The sequence below is a fragment of the Methanothermococcus sp. genome, from assembly GCF_015523155.1.
Lineage (GTDB): Archaea > AGJL01 > Methanococci > Methanococcales > Methanococcaceae > Methanofervidicoccus.
Genome location: NZ_WAKW01000064.1, coordinates 16,298 through 30,924, shown reverse-complemented (window position 1 = coordinate 30,924; position 14,627 = coordinate 16,298). Strand labels below are relative to the sequence as shown.

18 protein-coding genes are annotated in these 14,627 nt (G+C 30.7%); 10 read left to right on the top strand and 8 right to left on the bottom strand.

From position 1 onward, the window contains the following. Window positions 1–233: 233 nt before the first annotated feature. From F7B34_RS06510 to rpl7ae, 5 genes are all read right to left on the bottom strand, one after another. Window positions 234–377 (bottom strand): 50S ribosomal protein L40e, encoded by a 144-nt coding sequence (locus F7B34_RS06510; RefSeq protein WP_292461020.1) that lies wholly within the window; start codon window positions 375–377, stop codon window positions 234–236. Window positions 378–451: 74 nt separating this feature from the next. Continuing rightward, complete coding sequence (locus tag F7B34_RS06505; protein ID WP_292461019.1) at window positions 452–961, bottom strand: DUF367 family protein; 510 nt, start codon at window positions 959–961, stop codon at window positions 452–454. A 226-nt stretch (window positions 962–1,187) separates the two neighbouring features. After that, window positions 1,188–1,376, bottom strand: a complete 189-nt coding sequence (locus tag F7B34_RS06500) for a 50S ribosomal protein L24e (protein WP_292461018.1) — start codon at window positions 1,374–1,376, stop codon at window positions 1,188–1,190. A gap of 10 nt (window positions 1,377–1,386) precedes the next feature. Continuing rightward, a complete protein-coding gene (locus F7B34_RS06495; RefSeq protein WP_013867324.1) occupies window positions 1,387–1,614 on the bottom strand; it encodes a 30S ribosomal protein S28e in 228 nt (75 codons plus the stop codon). Window positions 1,615–1,647: 33 nt separating this feature from the next. Continuing rightward, window positions 1,648–2,001, bottom strand: coding sequence for a 50S ribosomal protein L7Ae (rpl7ae, locus tag F7B34_RS06490; RefSeq protein WP_292461017.1), 354 nt, complete (start codon window positions 1,999–2,001; stop codon window positions 1,648–1,650). Window positions 2,002–2,340: 339 nt separating this feature from the next. Here rpl7ae and F7B34_RS06485 point away from each other — a divergent pair, with 339 nt between their 5' ends. From F7B34_RS06485 to F7B34_RS06475, 3 genes are read left to right on the top strand one after another with little or no spacing between them, the layout of a single operon-like run. Beyond that, window positions 2,341–2,910, top strand: a complete 570-nt coding sequence (locus tag F7B34_RS06485) for an FmdE family protein (protein ID WP_292461016.1) — start codon at window positions 2,341–2,343, stop codon at window positions 2,908–2,910. A 17-nt stretch (window positions 2,911–2,927) separates the two neighbouring features. Next, window positions 2,928–4,157 carry a formylmethanofuran dehydrogenase subunit C gene (locus F7B34_RS06480; protein WP_292461015.1) on the top strand — a complete coding sequence of 410 codons (1,230 nt, stop codon included), beginning with the start codon at window positions 2,928–2,930 and terminating at the stop codon, window positions 4,155–4,157. After that, window positions 4,157–5,518 (top strand): formylmethanofuran dehydrogenase subunit B, encoded by a 1,362-nt coding sequence (locus tag F7B34_RS06475; RefSeq protein ID WP_367116347.1) that lies wholly within the window; start codon window positions 4,157–4,159, stop codon window positions 5,516–5,518. The genes F7B34_RS06480 and F7B34_RS06475 overlap by 1 nt, the downstream gene beginning before the upstream one ends. A gap of 26 nt (window positions 5,519–5,544) precedes the next feature. On the opposite strand, the gene F7B34_RS06470 is transcribed toward F7B34_RS06475, so the two are convergent. Next, window positions 5,545–6,675: a molybdopterin molybdotransferase MoeA gene (locus F7B34_RS06470; RefSeq protein ID WP_292461014.1), complete on the bottom strand. Its 1,131-nt coding sequence runs from the start codon at window positions 6,673–6,675 to the stop codon at window positions 5,545–5,547. A gap of 382 nt (window positions 6,676–7,057) precedes the next feature. Between F7B34_RS06470 and dnaG the strand changes: the two genes are divergently transcribed. The 3 genes from dnaG to F7B34_RS06455 all read left to right on the top strand — a co-directional run bounded on the left by dnaG (window position 7,058) and on the right by F7B34_RS06455 (window position 10,181). Beyond that, entirely contained in the window at window positions 7,058–8,473 is a 1,416-nt protein-coding gene (gene dnaG / locus F7B34_RS06465; RefSeq protein ID WP_292461023.1) for a DNA primase DnaG, read from the top strand. A 110-nt stretch (window positions 8,474–8,583) separates the two neighbouring features. Next, the gene (locus tag F7B34_RS06460; RefSeq protein WP_292461013.1) at window positions 8,584–8,877 is read left to right on the top strand and encodes a UPF0058 family protein; all 294 of its coding nucleotides are present in this window, start codon (window positions 8,584–8,586) and stop codon (window positions 8,875–8,877) included. A 32-nt stretch (window positions 8,878–8,909) separates the two neighbouring features. Then, window positions 8,910–10,181, top strand: coding sequence for a UbiD family decarboxylase (locus F7B34_RS06455; protein ID WP_292461012.1), 1,272 nt, complete (start codon window positions 8,910–8,912; stop codon window positions 10,179–10,181). 85 nt (window positions 10,182–10,266) lie between these two features. On the opposite strand, the gene rplJ is transcribed toward F7B34_RS06455, so the two are convergent. Continuing rightward, the gene (gene rplJ, locus F7B34_RS06450; RefSeq protein ID WP_292461022.1) at window positions 10,267–10,788 is read right to left on the bottom strand and encodes a 50S ribosomal protein L16; all 522 of its coding nucleotides are present in this window, start codon (window positions 10,786–10,788) and stop codon (window positions 10,267–10,269) included. Window positions 10,789–11,525: 737 nt separating this feature from the next. On the opposite strand from rplJ, the gene F7B34_RS06445 reads away from it, so the two are divergent. The 4 genes from F7B34_RS06445 to gatC all read left to right on the top strand — a co-directional run bounded on the left by F7B34_RS06445 (window position 11,526) and on the right by gatC (window position 13,290). Beyond that, the gene (locus tag F7B34_RS06445) at window positions 11,526–11,813 is read left to right on the top strand and encodes a chorismate mutase (protein WP_292461011.1); all 288 of its coding nucleotides are present in this window, start codon (window positions 11,526–11,528) and stop codon (window positions 11,811–11,813) included. Between the two features lie 94 nt (window positions 11,814–11,907). Continuing rightward, window positions 11,908–12,099, top strand: coding sequence for a 30S ribosomal protein S17e (locus F7B34_RS06440; RefSeq protein WP_013867416.1), 192 nt, complete (start codon window positions 11,908–11,910; stop codon window positions 12,097–12,099). Between the two features lie 16 nt (window positions 12,100–12,115). Next, the gene (dapA, locus tag F7B34_RS06435; protein WP_292461010.1) at window positions 12,116–12,988 is read left to right on the top strand and encodes a 4-hydroxy-tetrahydrodipicolinate synthase; all 873 of its coding nucleotides are present in this window, start codon (window positions 12,116–12,118) and stop codon (window positions 12,986–12,988) included. Between the two features lie 62 nt (window positions 12,989–13,050). After that, window positions 13,051–13,290 (top strand): Asp-tRNA(Asn) amidotransferase subunit GatC, encoded by a 240-nt coding sequence (gatC, locus tag F7B34_RS06430; protein ID WP_292461009.1) that lies wholly within the window; start codon window positions 13,051–13,053, stop codon window positions 13,288–13,290. A 334-nt stretch (window positions 13,291–13,624) separates the two neighbouring features. On the opposite strand, the gene dph2 is transcribed toward gatC, so the two are convergent. Next, on the bottom strand, window positions 13,625–14,623 hold the full coding sequence (dph2, locus tag F7B34_RS06425) for a diphthamide biosynthesis enzyme Dph2 (protein ID WP_292461008.1): 999 nt from the start codon (window positions 14,621–14,623) through the stop codon (window positions 13,625–13,627). Between the last annotated feature and the right edge of the window lie 4 nt (window positions 14,624–14,627).

Genomic DNA, 14,627 nt, shown 5'->3' with positions numbered 1-14,627 from the left:
ATGTAATTCCTATCTTAGACACACTCCCATAGATATTAATGCATAAAATAGCCATATAGAAAATAAAATATTAAAATATATTAAAATTATAATAAAATATTGAATATTAAAAGCTGTAAATAATTTATTTTAAGAACTAAAAAAATAATAAAAATATATATTCCTAAAAATCTAAATTAAGTATATATATCTGAAAAATAAATTAAAAATAGATAAAAAATTAAAAGCTACTTTTATCCTCTGGCTTCCTTGGCTTTAGGTCTTAATTTCGAATATCCACATTTTCTACATTTTGTAGCTTTCCATGGATTTCTAGCATTGCATCTCATGCATATTTTTTTCTTGAATATTCTATTTATTGCTTCTTCAAATGCCATATTTTCACCTTTATTTACTTTAATAATATAAATATATGCTATATAAAATTTTATTGTGGAATAATTTAAAACTTTTATTTTTTTAATTTTTGTAAGAGCTCGTTTTGAATTTGGATAATTTCCTTAGAGCTCTTACCACGGTAGCTTTCAAGTATTTTTTTATTAACATCTATAAAAGTTTTTGCCCATTTAAAACCATTTAATAAAGAGAGGGCATCCTTTTTATAGTTTGCGATATAAAGTGTTGCAACAAATGCTTCAAGAGTTGAAAGTTTGCAGGGTTTTCCATAATTTACAGGATTAGCTGCCACTAAAAAAGGGAGGCTACGCTGATTTTTAGAATTTATTCTAAATACCTTTTCAGCCTGTTTCCAAGAACAATCCAAAGCAATTATACCATATTTTTCAATAATTGGTCTATCCTCAACAGAAACCGTAGTTTCTGCAAAGGGATTTAACAAAAGACTGTTTCTTGGTATTTTACAGTGGTTTTTTATAATCTTTGCCATCCCCAATCTTCCCATTTTCAGTGCAGTGCATTTTTTTGGGTCACACTGGTTTGTGTGATATATATATAACTTCATAATTATTAATCACCGTTATGGTATATAATAGTATATTAGTGTGGTTAAAATATATATATCTATACTAACTAATATTATAAAAAAAACTATTTAGCGTTGTATAATCTTATTACGAGGTTATCCTTATATGAAAGACTTAGAGACTAAGTGTAATATATCCACACCATTAATTACAATTATTAAGAATTTATTAATTATTATCTAAAAATCTAAAAAAAGAAAAAAATTATTTTTGTTGTTTATTTTGATGGTATATAGGAGTCCATTTTAATTTTCTTGCAACTCTTTTGAGTTTAAAATTCTTTTCACATTTTGATGAGCAGAAAAACATAACGGAACCGTCTTTTTTCACATATTTTTTTCCAGTTCCTGGTTCAATTTTTCCGCCACAAAAACTACATGTTTTCCATTCCATGTTATTCACCTTATCTTCTTCTACCTAGTGGCTTTGCTTCTCTTTCTGTTTCTCTGAGCATTATAATATCCCCAACCTTAACAGGACCTTTAACATTTCTTGTTAAAATTCTTCCGGTGTCTTTTCCACCGAGAATTTTACATCTCACCTGAAATATCTCTCCTGTTACTCCGGTTCTTCCGCTTACTTGGAGAACTTCTGCGGCTGTTGCCTCTTTATAGACCATGTCATCAGACATTTAATCACCTATCTATATAATTTTATGTTTAAATTATGCTTTTAAAGCGTTTATTTTTTCTACTAATTCATTTAATGCGTTTGAATCTCCCTCAGCTACAACTGCAACTGCGGATGTTGGAACTTCTAAACCAATAGCTTTTCCTAAATCTTCTTTTGTAGCTACGTATGTATAAGGAATACCTTTTTCTTCGCAAATTACAGGTATGTGAGCAACGATTTCTTCTGGCTGAACATCTTTTGCTAAAACTACTAATTTAGCGTTTCCTCTTTCTACTGCTTTTGTTACTTCGTTTGCTCCTTTTTTAACTTTTTCTGATTTTGAAATTACTTCTACTGTTTTTTCTTCTATTTCTTGTGGAACATCAAATTTTACATAGATAGCCATAATATAACCTCCTTCATTTTTAAAAATCGTTTTTTATCCGGATTATGCCCACTCATATCATCATGGTATTAAAAAGAGTGGCTAGTGTTATATCGTTTAAAGTAATATATATAAGTTGTGGTTTTATGTTTAAGATTTAACTATATATTTAAATATTTAATCTAATTTTTTAATATAATTAAGTTTCGTATTGGTAGAAACAGAAATTTATATATATTACTACACTTACAGTTAAATTGTATTTCATTAATAATCAATATATTATGCAATTAAATATGATTAACAAAATTTGAAAATTAGCTAAAACATAGGTATATAAAATATATTTTTGGTGAGCTTATGGAAACTCTTCTAAAAAAATTGGAAAATCACGAAATAAAAGAACAAATTAAAAAAGTCGCTGATTTTCATGGCTGTTTAAGTCCTGGGGTATTGATAGGTATTTACATGTTTAACATGGCAAGGAGACTTTTGAACATTCGCGATGGCGAACGAATGTATGCAACATGTGAAACTTACAACTGCCTCCCTGATGCATTTCAGGTTCTTGGAGGATGCACAATAGGAAACAAAAGATTAAAAGTGATTGATACTGGAAAAATGGCAGTTTCAGTAAATACGATTGGAAAAGAAGGGGAAAATGTAAAAGGCGTTAGAATTATTCTTGACAATAAAAAAACCATTAATTATCCTTCCCTTCACGATTGGTATATGAATACAAAAAAGATTCCCCACGATGAGGTGGTATTGGATATTATTGATGCCGGAGAATCAGTATATTCTTATGAATTTGTAGACGTTGTAGTGCCACCTAAACTCAAAAAACGAATAGAATTATGCGATATTTGCCAAGAACCATTTGTTTCATACAATGGAGAGAAGGTATGCCTATCTTGTTCGAATAAATAATAATTATTGGTGATATAATGAATACAATCACACTTGTTTCAAAAAATAATATTGACATGCCTATTGAGGCTGATGTAATTTCCCCCGATGTTTTCGCAAATAAAAGCATTGATGAAATAAAATCATTACTTGCTTGGCAAGGAAATACAAGAGTTCCGTTGTCAGAATTTTTTGATATAACAGGAGCTCCTTCAAAGGAGCCTACTACTATTGTAATTAATGGAGATGTGAGTAAAGTAAAATATATTGGTTCAAAGATGAGTTCTGGAAAAATAATAATAAACGGCAATGTGGGCATGCAATTGGGGCATGAAATGGAAGGTGGGGAAATTACAGTAAATGGAGATGCTGGTAATTTTGTAGGAAATGAAATGAAAGGAGGCAAAATCCACATAAAAGGAAATGCGGGAGACTATATTGGCTGTGCATACCGAGGAGATTGGAAAGGAATGAGAGGAGGCACAATAATCATTGAAGGAAATGCTGGAAACAACATTGGAGGAGGAGCTCTTAAAGGGGAAATAATTATAAAAGGAAATGTAGGTAGTTTTTGTGGTATCAACCTAAGGGGTGGAAAAATCATCGTTGGTGGCGGTGCTGAAAGAAATGTTGGTGCTGAAATGGTTAAAGGAGATATTATAATTTGTGGAACTATTGATAAATTCCACCCTGGTTTTGAATTAGTTGAAGAAGTGGATGGAAAGGAGCTTGGTTTGGATGGAACATTTCTTAAATTCATGGGAGACAACGCCATGAAAAAACCAAAAGGAGTTTTATATGCTTCAAAAGAACACAACAAGTATCTTATAGAACTAAAATCAAAAACTGGTAAATACAACTACATAATCGGAAAAAACAAAATTAAAGCAACATTTAATTCAGGAAGCACCATCGTGCAAGGTGCAATTATCAAAGAAGGGGACAAATTCACAAAAGAATATGTTGAAGAATGTGCAGTTTGTCATATACATCCCGATGATTACAATATATTGGGGCAACCTAAAAAGGTTAGAATTTCAAGAAAGGGATATGGCGTAGTTGTGAGAGCTTTTCCAAATGATAATCTCCAAAAAGGTAATATCTTTGTACCAAGGGGAATTTGGGCTAATGTTATAGTAGATCCATACACTGAAACCACAGGTTCTCCAAGATACAAAGGATTTGAAGTAATTGTCGAGCCTGTTTCTGATAATGAAAAAATATTGAGTGCAGAAGAAATAATAGAAGAATATCATAGGGTGAAATAATGAAAAAAGTATATAAAAATATTATATGTCCTGTCTGTGGTGGGGCCTGTGATGACATTGAAGTGGAAATTGACTCTGAAAGAGAAGAAATAGTTGTTAAAAACACCTGTAAAATGGGTGCGGCAAAATTTAAAGAGGTATATAGTCATCATAGAATCAGAACCCCACAAATAAAAAAAGATGGAAAATTTGAAAATGCAAGCTGGGATGAAGCTTTGAATAAGGCAGCTGAAATACTGGCAAATGCAAAAAGACCTCTATTTTTTATGGGAAGTGAAACATCGACAGAAGCCATGAGGGTTGGATTATCTATGGCTGAGTATCTAAGAGGAGTTGCTGACTCAAATTCAACCATATGACATGGACCTACTGTCATGGGAATACAGGAAGCTGGACATCCAGGATGTACAGCAGGAGAGGTAAAAAATAGAGCAGACCTAGTAGTGTATTGGGGAACCAATCCAATGGACTCAATGCCTAGGCATATGTCTAGATATGCAGTATATACACGGGGATTTTTTAGAGAAAGAGGTAAAAAAGATAGATTCATAATAACGATAGACCCAAGAAAAACAGCCACAGCAAAGGCATCTGACCTATATATTCCTATAAAACCTAACTCCGATTATGAGGCATTTGCGGCATTATTAACAATAATTAAAGGAAAAGAGCCACATCCCTCTGTGGAAAAAACCACAGGTATATCTATTGAAACCCTTAAAGAATTAGCACATAAAATGACTACCTGTCAGTTTGGGTCTATATATGCGGGGTTAGGATTGGCTTCATCAGGGGGAAAGCATAGAAATATTGAAATGATTATGAAGGTAGTAGCTGAGATTAATAAACATACGAAATTCACCATAGGGGCAATTAGAGGACACTGTAATGTGGCAGGGTTTAACCAAATAGCCTCATGGATATATGGTTATCCCTTTGGTATAGATTTCATGAGGGGTTATCCAAGGTATAATCCAGGAGAGACTACAACAGTTGATTTATTACTAAACAAAGAAGTGGATGCCGTATTTGTAATATGTGCTGATTTAGGAGCTCACCTACCAAGAGAGTGTGTGGAGTATATGAAAAATGATATTCCTGTGGTTTGTGTCGATATAGCACCATGTCCTACAACGTCATTAGCTGATGTGGTATTGCCCGGTGTAATTGATGCCATGGAGTGCGATGGGACATTTTACAGATTTGACAATGTTCCTATCAACTACAAGCCATTTACAAAATCTCCATTCCCATTTACAAAAAGCAACGAAGACACATTAAAACAGCTGTTTGAAAAAATAAAAGAAAAGGTAAATAATAATCCTGAAAGAACAGCGGATGATGTGAGAATAGAAGTTTAAATTATAATTTAATTATTTTTTATTTTTTAATCAAAAACCCACACATCAACAATATCATCTTTATTCTTCAAAGTTTCATCTTCTTTTATCTCAATTAATCCATCGGCATAGGCAATTGATGTAATTAGATTAGAACCTTTAAATGTTGGATATGCCACCCCATTTTTTAATTTAACTGGACGGTAGTAAGTCATTCCATACTCAGAGGGGATGTCCTCCGATAGGTGAGCTTTAACAACCTCCTTTGAAAATGGAACATGTGCCAGTTTTTTTAAGAACGGTAGTAAAAATACATAACTACAAGTTAAACAAGACGTCACATTTCCGGGCATGCAGAAAATCGGTTTTTCATTTATCTCGCCAAAAAGCATGGGCATTCCAGGTCTCATTTTGACTTTGTGAAATATTATTTTTCCCATGTCTGATACTACTCTTGGAAGATAGTCCTTTTTTCCAGCAGATACTCCACCAGAGGTAATAATAACATCGCAGTGTTCCAATGCCTTATTTATCTTACTTTTTAAATCATCAATATCGTCCTTTGCACTTCCAATAAATATCGGTTGGCAGTTCGATTTTTTTACAATGGAAAAAATTGTTTTTGAATTCACATCTTTTATTGAATGTAATTCATTTCCAGTGGATATGATGCCAACTTTTGGTGTTTCATAAACTTTTATTTTCTCAATGCCCAACGATGCAATGATTCCTATATTTCTTTCGTTTATTATATCTCCTTTTCTTAAAACTTCATTATTCTTTTTTATGTCATCCCCTATCTTTATTATATTGGTTTCCTCAATGTCCTCAACTAAACGAATTTCATTACCTAATTTTTCAACATATTCAATAGGTATTACATAATTTGCCCCATCAGGAACTTTTGCACCAGTAGCAACATGGACACATTCATCATTTTTGATTTTTAAATTTCTCATATCGCCCGCGAGGACTTCGTCTATTAGTGTATAGTATTTTAAATTTAAATCTACAACTGCATAACCATCTTTATCAGATTTATTAAAAAATGGAATATCGGTTGTTGAAATAATATCTTTTGCTAAAACTTTACCGTATGAATCATATATATCTATATAATTTGTTTTATTAAATGAGTATTTATTCAATATATTTTTTGCATCACATACGCCAATCATTATATCACTACCTTATTTAAAAATCTTAATTTTTTTTATTTTTTATTTTTATTCTTTTTAAAAGTAGTAAGTTATTATACTTAATATTTACCAAATTTAGTAATATATGTTGATTAAATACCGTTATATTATTTATAAATTTCCAAATAAACTACCTAAACCACCACAAACTACCATAATACAAAATTAAAATAAGGGTAATTATTATATCCATTAAAAAAAGGAACCTATCCAAACCATACTATATTTATATATAAAATGACAAATTATATTTGTAAAATTTATATTATTTGGTAATTATTTATTAAATTTATAATAGCCATTATTAATTTTATATTAATTAGAGACAGGTAGGAAATTAAATTCTGGAGGGTTTATTATGATGGAATTAGGAACAACAAAATATATTATTTATGCAGAACTCATGGCAAATGGATATGTTGAAAAGCACGATATTATTGGAGCAATATTTGGACAAACGGAAGGTCTCCTAAGTAGTGACCTTGATTTAAGAGACCTTCAAAAAAGTGGGAGAATTGGGAGAATAGATGTGGAATTAGATAATACAAATGGGAAATCATATGCAAAAATAATACTACCGTCCAGTTTGGATAAAGTTGAAACTGCCATACTTGCGGCAACATTGGAAACAATCGATAGGGTGGGACCTTGTTTAGCTACTGTTAGAGTGGTGAATGTCGAGGATATTCGTATTAAAAAGAGACAATATATTACAAATAGGGCAAAGGAGCTCCTAAAAACTCTTATAGATAATATGGTTGATACCTATGAAATTACAGAAGAGATAAAGGAGTATATCAGAACTGAAGAAATAATTGAGTATGGAGAGGAGAAACTTCCAGCTGGACCAAATATAGACAATTCAGATGCTATAATCGTAGTAGAAGGTAGGGCTGATGTTATCAATCTTTTAAGATGTGGTATAAAAAATGTTATAGCAGTTGAAGGAACATCGATTCCAAAATCCATAATGGAACTTTCAAGGGAAAAAACCACGACGATATTTACTGATGGAGATAGGGGAGGAGAACTCATATTAAAAGAGGCTATTCAAACATGTGATATAGATTATATTGCAAGGGCTCCCCATGGAAAGGAAGTGGAGGAATTATCTAAAAAAGAAGTTGTAAAATATTTAAGGTCAAAAATTCCAATTGAACAGTATATTCAATTAAATGCCAACAAAAGTCATGTCATGAACAATTACAGTAGCGGTGTAATAAATAATGGAGTAATAACTAATACACAGTCAATAAATGATTTGGCAAGTGGCATATGCAATGAGGAAAAAGTGGAGGGGATGTCGGGAGCTTTAAATAATAACGATGTTGATAATAATGAGAATATCAACAACAATATGTCCCAAGCTTTAAATAAATCAGAGGTATCTGAGCTAAAAAACAAAGAAGAGATAAAAGAAACCCATGATAATGACAAAAAAGATGGTAATTCAAATCAGATGTCATATGAAATATTCAAAACTGATGACTATGCTGCACAGTTAAATTATATTAAATCATCAATGGAAGAGATTTTAGGAACCAATAAAGTAAAAATAATAGGGGATGGATTTGAAGAGATTAAATCCATTGAAGAATTAAATGAATATGTAGATAAATTAAATATTGACTTTTTTATATCTGATGTTCCCATTACTCAAAAAATAGTTGATTTGTTTTATAAAACTACTTCCGTAATGATTGGGAGGGAGATAAATATTGCAAAAAAACCTGCAAATTTAAGGATTTTTTCATACGATAGTTTTAATCAAACATAGTTATTACATATTTTATATTTACAACTAATTTTAATTTATTTCAGTATGTAATTTAATAGTTTAATAATATTATACACATAAATACCACATACCTTATTTTAGGTGATTGCATGCATAAGGATGAGCTCATCCAATTACATCAACTTTTAGTATATATGAGAAAGAATTTAACAAAAAAATTTGGTAATTCAATTGATGAATATTTTGTAAATTACGATGATTTGAAGATATACCCCCATCATATACATAGAACAAAATCTGAACATACATACGCTATATTTTTGTTATCGAGCGGTATTGCAAAAATACTATCGGAATATGGCAATGTGCCGAGAAGTGTATCAAGTAGATTAAAAGATACCGGTGAAAAGATAGAAAAAGAAATTGCTAGAAAGAAAAGATAAAAGATAAAGAAATAAAATAGATGGTGAATATTATGATAAGAGAATTGGTTGATTCAATAGATAAAATTGAAATAGAGTCAGCAAATAAAAAATATGGGATAACAAAGATTTTGAAGAAATATGATGGAAAGCCCGTTTATATAAAAGATGTGAATGGATATGAAGTTATAGGAAACCTGTGTAATAGGGAAATAATAGCAAAAAGCTTAGGAATAGAGGTAAAGGATTTGATGAACCACATGTTAAATGCCATGGATAATGAGAAAAATGGGGAGTTAATAGTAGATAACAGCTTAAAGGAACAGTATGTATATGATGATTTGGACAAAATAAATGAATACCCTATACCAACCTACTATGAAAAAGACGCAGGACCTTACCTTACATCAGGAGTTGTAATAGTTAAGGATAAAGATTATGGGATAAACGCATCTATCCATAGAATTTTAATTAAGGATAATCATTTAGTAATTAGAATGGTGGAGCAGAGACATCTACATTATATTTACAACAAAAACATTAAAGATGGGGATGTGGATGTGGCAATAGTTATCGGAGCTCACCCAGCTGTGCTTTTGGCAGCATCTACATCAGGGGACATAACATTTAATGAATTGAAATATGCCTCTGCATTAATGAATGAGCCGCTAAAACTGGTTAAATGCGATACTGTGGATTTAGAGATCCCTGCTGGTGAATATATTATCGAGGGAAAAATAACCGCAGAAATGGACGATGAAGGTCCTTTTGTAGATATTACTGGAACCTACGATAAAGTTAGAAAACAGCCTGTAATAAAAATAACGGCATTGAAAAGAAAAAAGGATGCCATATTCCACGCCCTACTCCCCGGCGGAATGGAGCATAAAATTTTAATGGGATTGCCTCAGGAGCCGAGAATGTATAAGGGTATCAGAAACACCGTTCCATCGGTAAAGAATGTAGCATTAACAGAAGGAGGATGTTGCTGGCTACACGCTGTGGTGTCAATTGAAAAGAAAACAGAAGGGGATGGAAAAAATGCCATACTTGCGGCACTTGCTTCCCACCCAAGTTTAAAACATGTAGTAATTGTAGATGATGACATAAATATCTATGACCCAAATGATGTGGAGTTTGCCATTGCCACAAGGGTTCAAGCAGATAAAGACATAATTATTATAAGCGATGCAAAAGGTTCCTCATTGGACCCCTCAGGAGACCATAAAAATAAATTGACGGCAAAAATGGGAATCGATGCCACAATAAGTTTAAAGAAAAATAAAGATGAATTCATTAGGGCTGAAATCCCCGATGATGAATAAATTAACAAATGTTATTTTAAAATAAAATTAAATTATTAATAAATTAAATTTTTTAAAAAAAAGAAATAAAATTTAATAAATTATTTTAGTTTTTAACTAATTCTGCTCCTTTTCCTATTTCTATTTTACATTTTACAGGCATTTTCATAGCACATCTTCTTAGAGCTTCCTTAGCATCATTTACTTTTTCAGGAGTTGTTGAAATTGTAATGATTTTTTGACCTTTTCTTACTCTTGCAGCTGTTCCAATAGGTTTTCCAAATGCCAATCTCATTCCATCGGAAATCCTGTCTGCTCCTGCTCCTGCTGCCATTTTGTTTTCTCTTAATATTTGGTGTGGATATACTCTTATCTGGAATTTGTAACCTAATTTACCACATTTGTTTTGTGTGTATTTGTTTCCTACAATCCTTGCGGATTCCAATGCGTTGTGTCTTATTTGAACATCATCTTTAACTATTAAATGCACTTCCACTGGAAATTCCACACTTGTATTGCCCATTACATAATGAACAACTTTTGGTTGTGGAACTCCCCTTACATATTCCTTTCTTGTGTATGCTGGTTTATCTACTCCTCTATAACATCTACCAGGTCTCAGTGCCATAATCATTCCTCCATAATCGTGTTTAATTTCATTTTTTAATTATAAAATAGAATTTTATTTTTCGCATTTTTAAATATAAAAATTAGTTAAACCTCACTATGTTAATGTAATATATAAAGTTTTTCATTTTAAAGGTTCAAAAAATTAAATAGAAAGTCTATTATATCATGCAATTGCAGCATCGATGGTGCTGTTGCGTCTAACTATTTAGCAACCTATCATAATTTTAGACGATTTTTAGTTTCCGGTCCACCAAAAATATTCACGACTCCAGGTTCTATAAATTCCATTAAAAATATTTTTAATATATTTAATATATTTTCTAACATTATTTTTTATAATTATTTAAATTCTTTAGTTTTAACTATTTGAAGATATATTATATCACTTTACATATTTTATTATCCATCTATAATTAATATTTTTCGACAACCCATTTTAAAATTCTAAATATTAAAATTATTTATAAAAAATTAATGATATATACTACATTAATTTTAAACGATAAAAATTATAAAGTATGATGGATTCAGGTCGGGTAAGTATCATCATAAATCAGATAACCCTCTTTTCATCATTATCCATTTATTATTATTTAATTATTTATGGTGCTTAATCATATATATTACTTTATATAAAATAACATAGTTAAATTTAAATAAGATATATATCTTAATATGCTCTTTATATAGATATTTACAATATAATTAATTTTAAATTATCTTATTGGAGATAAAATGGCTAACCCAAGAGATAGTCTTAACGCTATTAGGAATAGAATAAACGAAATAGATGAGCAGTTAATAGCGTTAATGGCTGAAAGAACTCAGTTCGCAGGAGAAATTGCTCGTCTAAAAATAGCATTGGATATGCCTATAAACGATAAAAAGAGAGAGAAAGAGATTCAGGAAAAAACACGAAAATTGTGTGAAAAATATAATTTTAACCCTGATTTAGCGTTAAAAATATTAAATATACTTATAGATTACAACAAAGAAATACAGATGAAAGAATTAAAAAAATAATAAATTATTTAAATAATAGTATATTATAAATAAACAATAAACATTATAATAATTACATTATTAAATATAAAATGAAAATAAGAAAGGTGATACTTTGGGAAGAATTAGACAAACATTTATAAAAAGAACAGGAGATGAACTCTTGGAAAAATTCGAAGACAAATTTACAACAGATTTTGAAACAAACAAAAAAGCTGTTGAAGAGGTTGCATTAATCTCTACAAAAAGGCTCAGAAACAGAATAGCAGGATATATTACATCAAGAGTTAAAAAAATGAGCGCATAATTGGAGATGATTTTTTATGCAAGGAGTATTTCCTGCAGTTATAACTCCATTTAAAGATAATGAAGTATATTACGAAGGGATGGAAAAAAATATAAATTTTTTAATTGATAATGGTGTCAGCGGTATCGTTTCAGTAGGGACGACTGGGGAATCTCCAACCCTAACCTATGAAGAACATCATAGAGTAATAGAAAAAGCTGTTGATATAGTTGATGGAAGGGTAAAGGTAATAGCAGGCACGGGCTCAAACTCGACAAAAGAAGCTGTCGAGCTCTCCCAATTTGCCGAGGATGTTGGTGCCGATGCCGTGCTTTTAATAACTCCATACTATAATAAACCCACTCAGGAAGGTTTAAAGAAACACTTCGGTAAAGTGGCAGAATCCATTAATATTCCTATAATATTATATAATGTTCCGTCAAGAACAGCAGTTAATCTTGAACCAGGAACAATAAAATATTTATATGAAGAATACAGCAATATTACAACGGTGAAGGAGGCCAATCCTAATTTGTCGCAAGTTTCAGAGATTGTAAATTCTTGTGATATAGATGTTCTTTCTGGAAATGATGAATTGACTCTCCCAATAATATCACTTGGGGGAAAAGGTGTAATTAGTGTTTTAGCAAACATCGTTCCAAAGGAATTTGTTGAAATGGTGGATTACGCATTAGACGGTAAATTTGATAAGGCGAGAGAAATCCATTATAAACTGTTTAACCTTATGAAATTAATGTTCGTCGAAACAAATCCAATACCTATAAAAACTGCCATGAATATGTTAAAGATGCCTGCGGGTGAGTTAAGACTTCCATTATGCGACATGTCCGAAGAAAATAAATTAAAGTTAAAAAATGCACTAAATGATGTTGGATTATTAAAAAAATAATATACTAATAAAAATAAACTATAAAAAATAAAAATCTATATACAATAATATTTGTGATATATATGGTCGATATAGAAAAAATTCAAAAGCAGGCAGAAGAGATTGTTGAAAAGTTTTCAACAGTCCTTGAAAGTTTCGAATTTGGAAATGAAGAAGAATATTACATTCTTGAAACCAAAAATGTTTTAAGGGATGATGACGAACCTATTATGGATATGTCATTTAAAAAAGATGCACTAAAAATTGCTCCAAAAACAAAAGATGACTATATCGTCGTTGAAAAAAGTAAATGGAGTAATTGATGTATATTAAAAAGAAAATTCCGAATGAAGTGAGGAATTTTCCCTTTTGATGCAACCTTTTCGAGCGATAGCGAGAAATCGTATAAATTCACGAAGTGAATTTTGAGATTTTTAAAAGTTGCGTTGGGAAAGGTAAATGGAGTAATTAATGCAATATAAAAATAAAAAATAAAAAAGGAGCGTGGTACTATAAAAAGAAGTTCAAGAAGATGGAAAAAGAAAGGTCAAATGAGATGGAAGCACTACAAAAAGAGAATTAGAAGAATGAAAAGAGAAAAGAGAAATAAATAATTAAAAATAAATATTAAATTAATATATTATTTTTTTATAGATTTTATATAAAATCATCAAATAATATTTCGTCAAATTCGTACTCGAAATCTTTTTTGATGTACATTTTAAATTCCTTGGGAGTTAGTAGCGGTTTTTTATAATTTAAATAATCATCTAAAACTATTCTTGGACAGGCACATATTATATAGGCATCAACATTGTATATTAAATAATTTGGCGAGATATTGTTTAGGACAATTAGAATATATTTTATATTGTTTTCTTTTAAAAGACCCAATATATTATTAAAAATATTTATTCTGCACTGACCTTTTTTCGTTGAAAGCACAACACCAATCTTTTTTGGAGGATTTAAAAGCAACTTTGAAATAGCCCCTATTCTTTTTTTAATGAATTTCTTTATCTCATCATCGGTAATTTTGGAGAACTCCCCTGTTATTGGGTTGTATATATCCACAGGTTTTTTAAATTTATATGCTAACATTAGGGGGTGGAATCTTCCTGTTCCAACAAATAATATGTTGTCTATATTTTTTGCGGTTTCTTCACCAACATTTGCCCTACATCCAAGTATTACCGCAGGATTGTATTCCTTTAACATTTTTTTAAACTGTATGGTCGTGGCAATAAGGGTATGGTCTTTCCCATATTCATTTAAAATTTTTTTAATATCTTTCATAATACGTTCTAAATTTTCACCATTGGGTTTATAGTATGCATGAATAAAAACTGTTGGTATTTTTGGTTTGGCATATGGGAGCTCCTCATGACCATAATGTATTATCAAATCAATATTGAGAGATTTTACATCAATATCGCATAAATCACATGCTCCAAAACAACTTTCGCCCCACAGGATGAGCTCTAAATCTGCACTTTTATTTTTATATTCATCATCATCCTCTTCAAGATATTTTTTTATTTTATCCATCTCTTTTTCAACGGATAATTTCAAACCCTCTGGTGCTTGAAATAAAATTCTTTTTGCATTATTTCGTTTTATTTCGCTTATTACTCTTTCTGTTTCTAAATCCCACATTATA

What these genes read in the sequence shown, in the direction of transcription:
- F7B34_RS06510 (WP_292461020.1), bottom strand. Translation starts at nt 377, where the DNA reads ATGGCATTTGAAGAAGCAATAAATAGAATATTCAAGAAAAAAATATGC.
- F7B34_RS06505 (WP_292461019.1), bottom strand. Translation starts at nt 961, where the DNA reads ATGAAGTTATATATATATCACACAAACCAGTGTGACCCAAAAAAATGC.
- F7B34_RS06500 (WP_292461018.1), bottom strand. Translation starts at nt 1,376, where the DNA reads ATGGAATGGAAAACATGTAGTTTTTGTGGCGGAAAAATTGAACCAGGA.
- F7B34_RS06495 (WP_013867324.1), bottom strand. Translation starts at nt 1,614, where the DNA reads ATGTCTGATGACATGGTCTATAAAGAGGCAACAGCCGCAGAAGTTCTC.
- rpl7ae (WP_292461017.1), bottom strand. Translation starts at nt 2,001, where the DNA reads ATGGCTATCTATGTAAAATTTGATGTTCCACAAGAAATAGAAGAAAAA.
- F7B34_RS06485 (WP_292461016.1), top strand. Translation starts at nt 2,341, where the DNA reads ATGGAAACTCTTCTAAAAAAATTGGAAAATCACGAAATAAAAGAACAA.
- F7B34_RS06480 (WP_292461015.1), top strand. Translation starts at nt 2,928, where the DNA reads ATGAATACAATCACACTTGTTTCAAAAAATAATATTGACATGCCTATT.
- F7B34_RS06470 (WP_292461014.1), bottom strand. Translation starts at nt 6,675, where the DNA reads ATGATTGGCGTATGTGATGCAAAAAATATATTGAATAAATACTCATTT.
- dnaG (WP_292461023.1), top strand. Translation starts at nt 7,058, where the DNA reads ATGGAATTAGGAACAACAAAATATATTATTTATGCAGAACTCATGGCA.
- F7B34_RS06460 (WP_292461013.1), top strand. Translation starts at nt 8,584, where the DNA reads ATGCATAAGGATGAGCTCATCCAATTACATCAACTTTTAGTATATATG.
- F7B34_RS06455 (WP_292461012.1), top strand. Translation starts at nt 8,910, where the DNA reads ATGATAAGAGAATTGGTTGATTCAATAGATAAAATTGAAATAGAGTCA.
- rplJ (WP_292461022.1), bottom strand. Translation starts at nt 10,788, where the DNA reads ATGGCACTGAGACCTGGTAGATGTTATAGAGGAGTAGATAAACCAGCA.
- F7B34_RS06445 (WP_292461011.1), top strand. Translation starts at nt 11,526, where the DNA reads ATGGCTAACCCAAGAGATAGTCTTAACGCTATTAGGAATAGAATAAAC.
- dapA (WP_292461010.1), top strand. Translation starts at nt 12,116, where the DNA reads ATGCAAGGAGTATTTCCTGCAGTTATAACTCCATTTAAAGATAATGAA.
- gatC (WP_292461009.1), top strand. Translation starts at nt 13,051, where the DNA reads ATGGTCGATATAGAAAAAATTCAAAAGCAGGCAGAAGAGATTGTTGAA.
- dph2 (WP_292461008.1), bottom strand. Translation starts at nt 14,623, where the DNA reads ATGTGGGATTTAGAAACAGAAAGAGTAATAAGCGAAATAAAACGAAAT.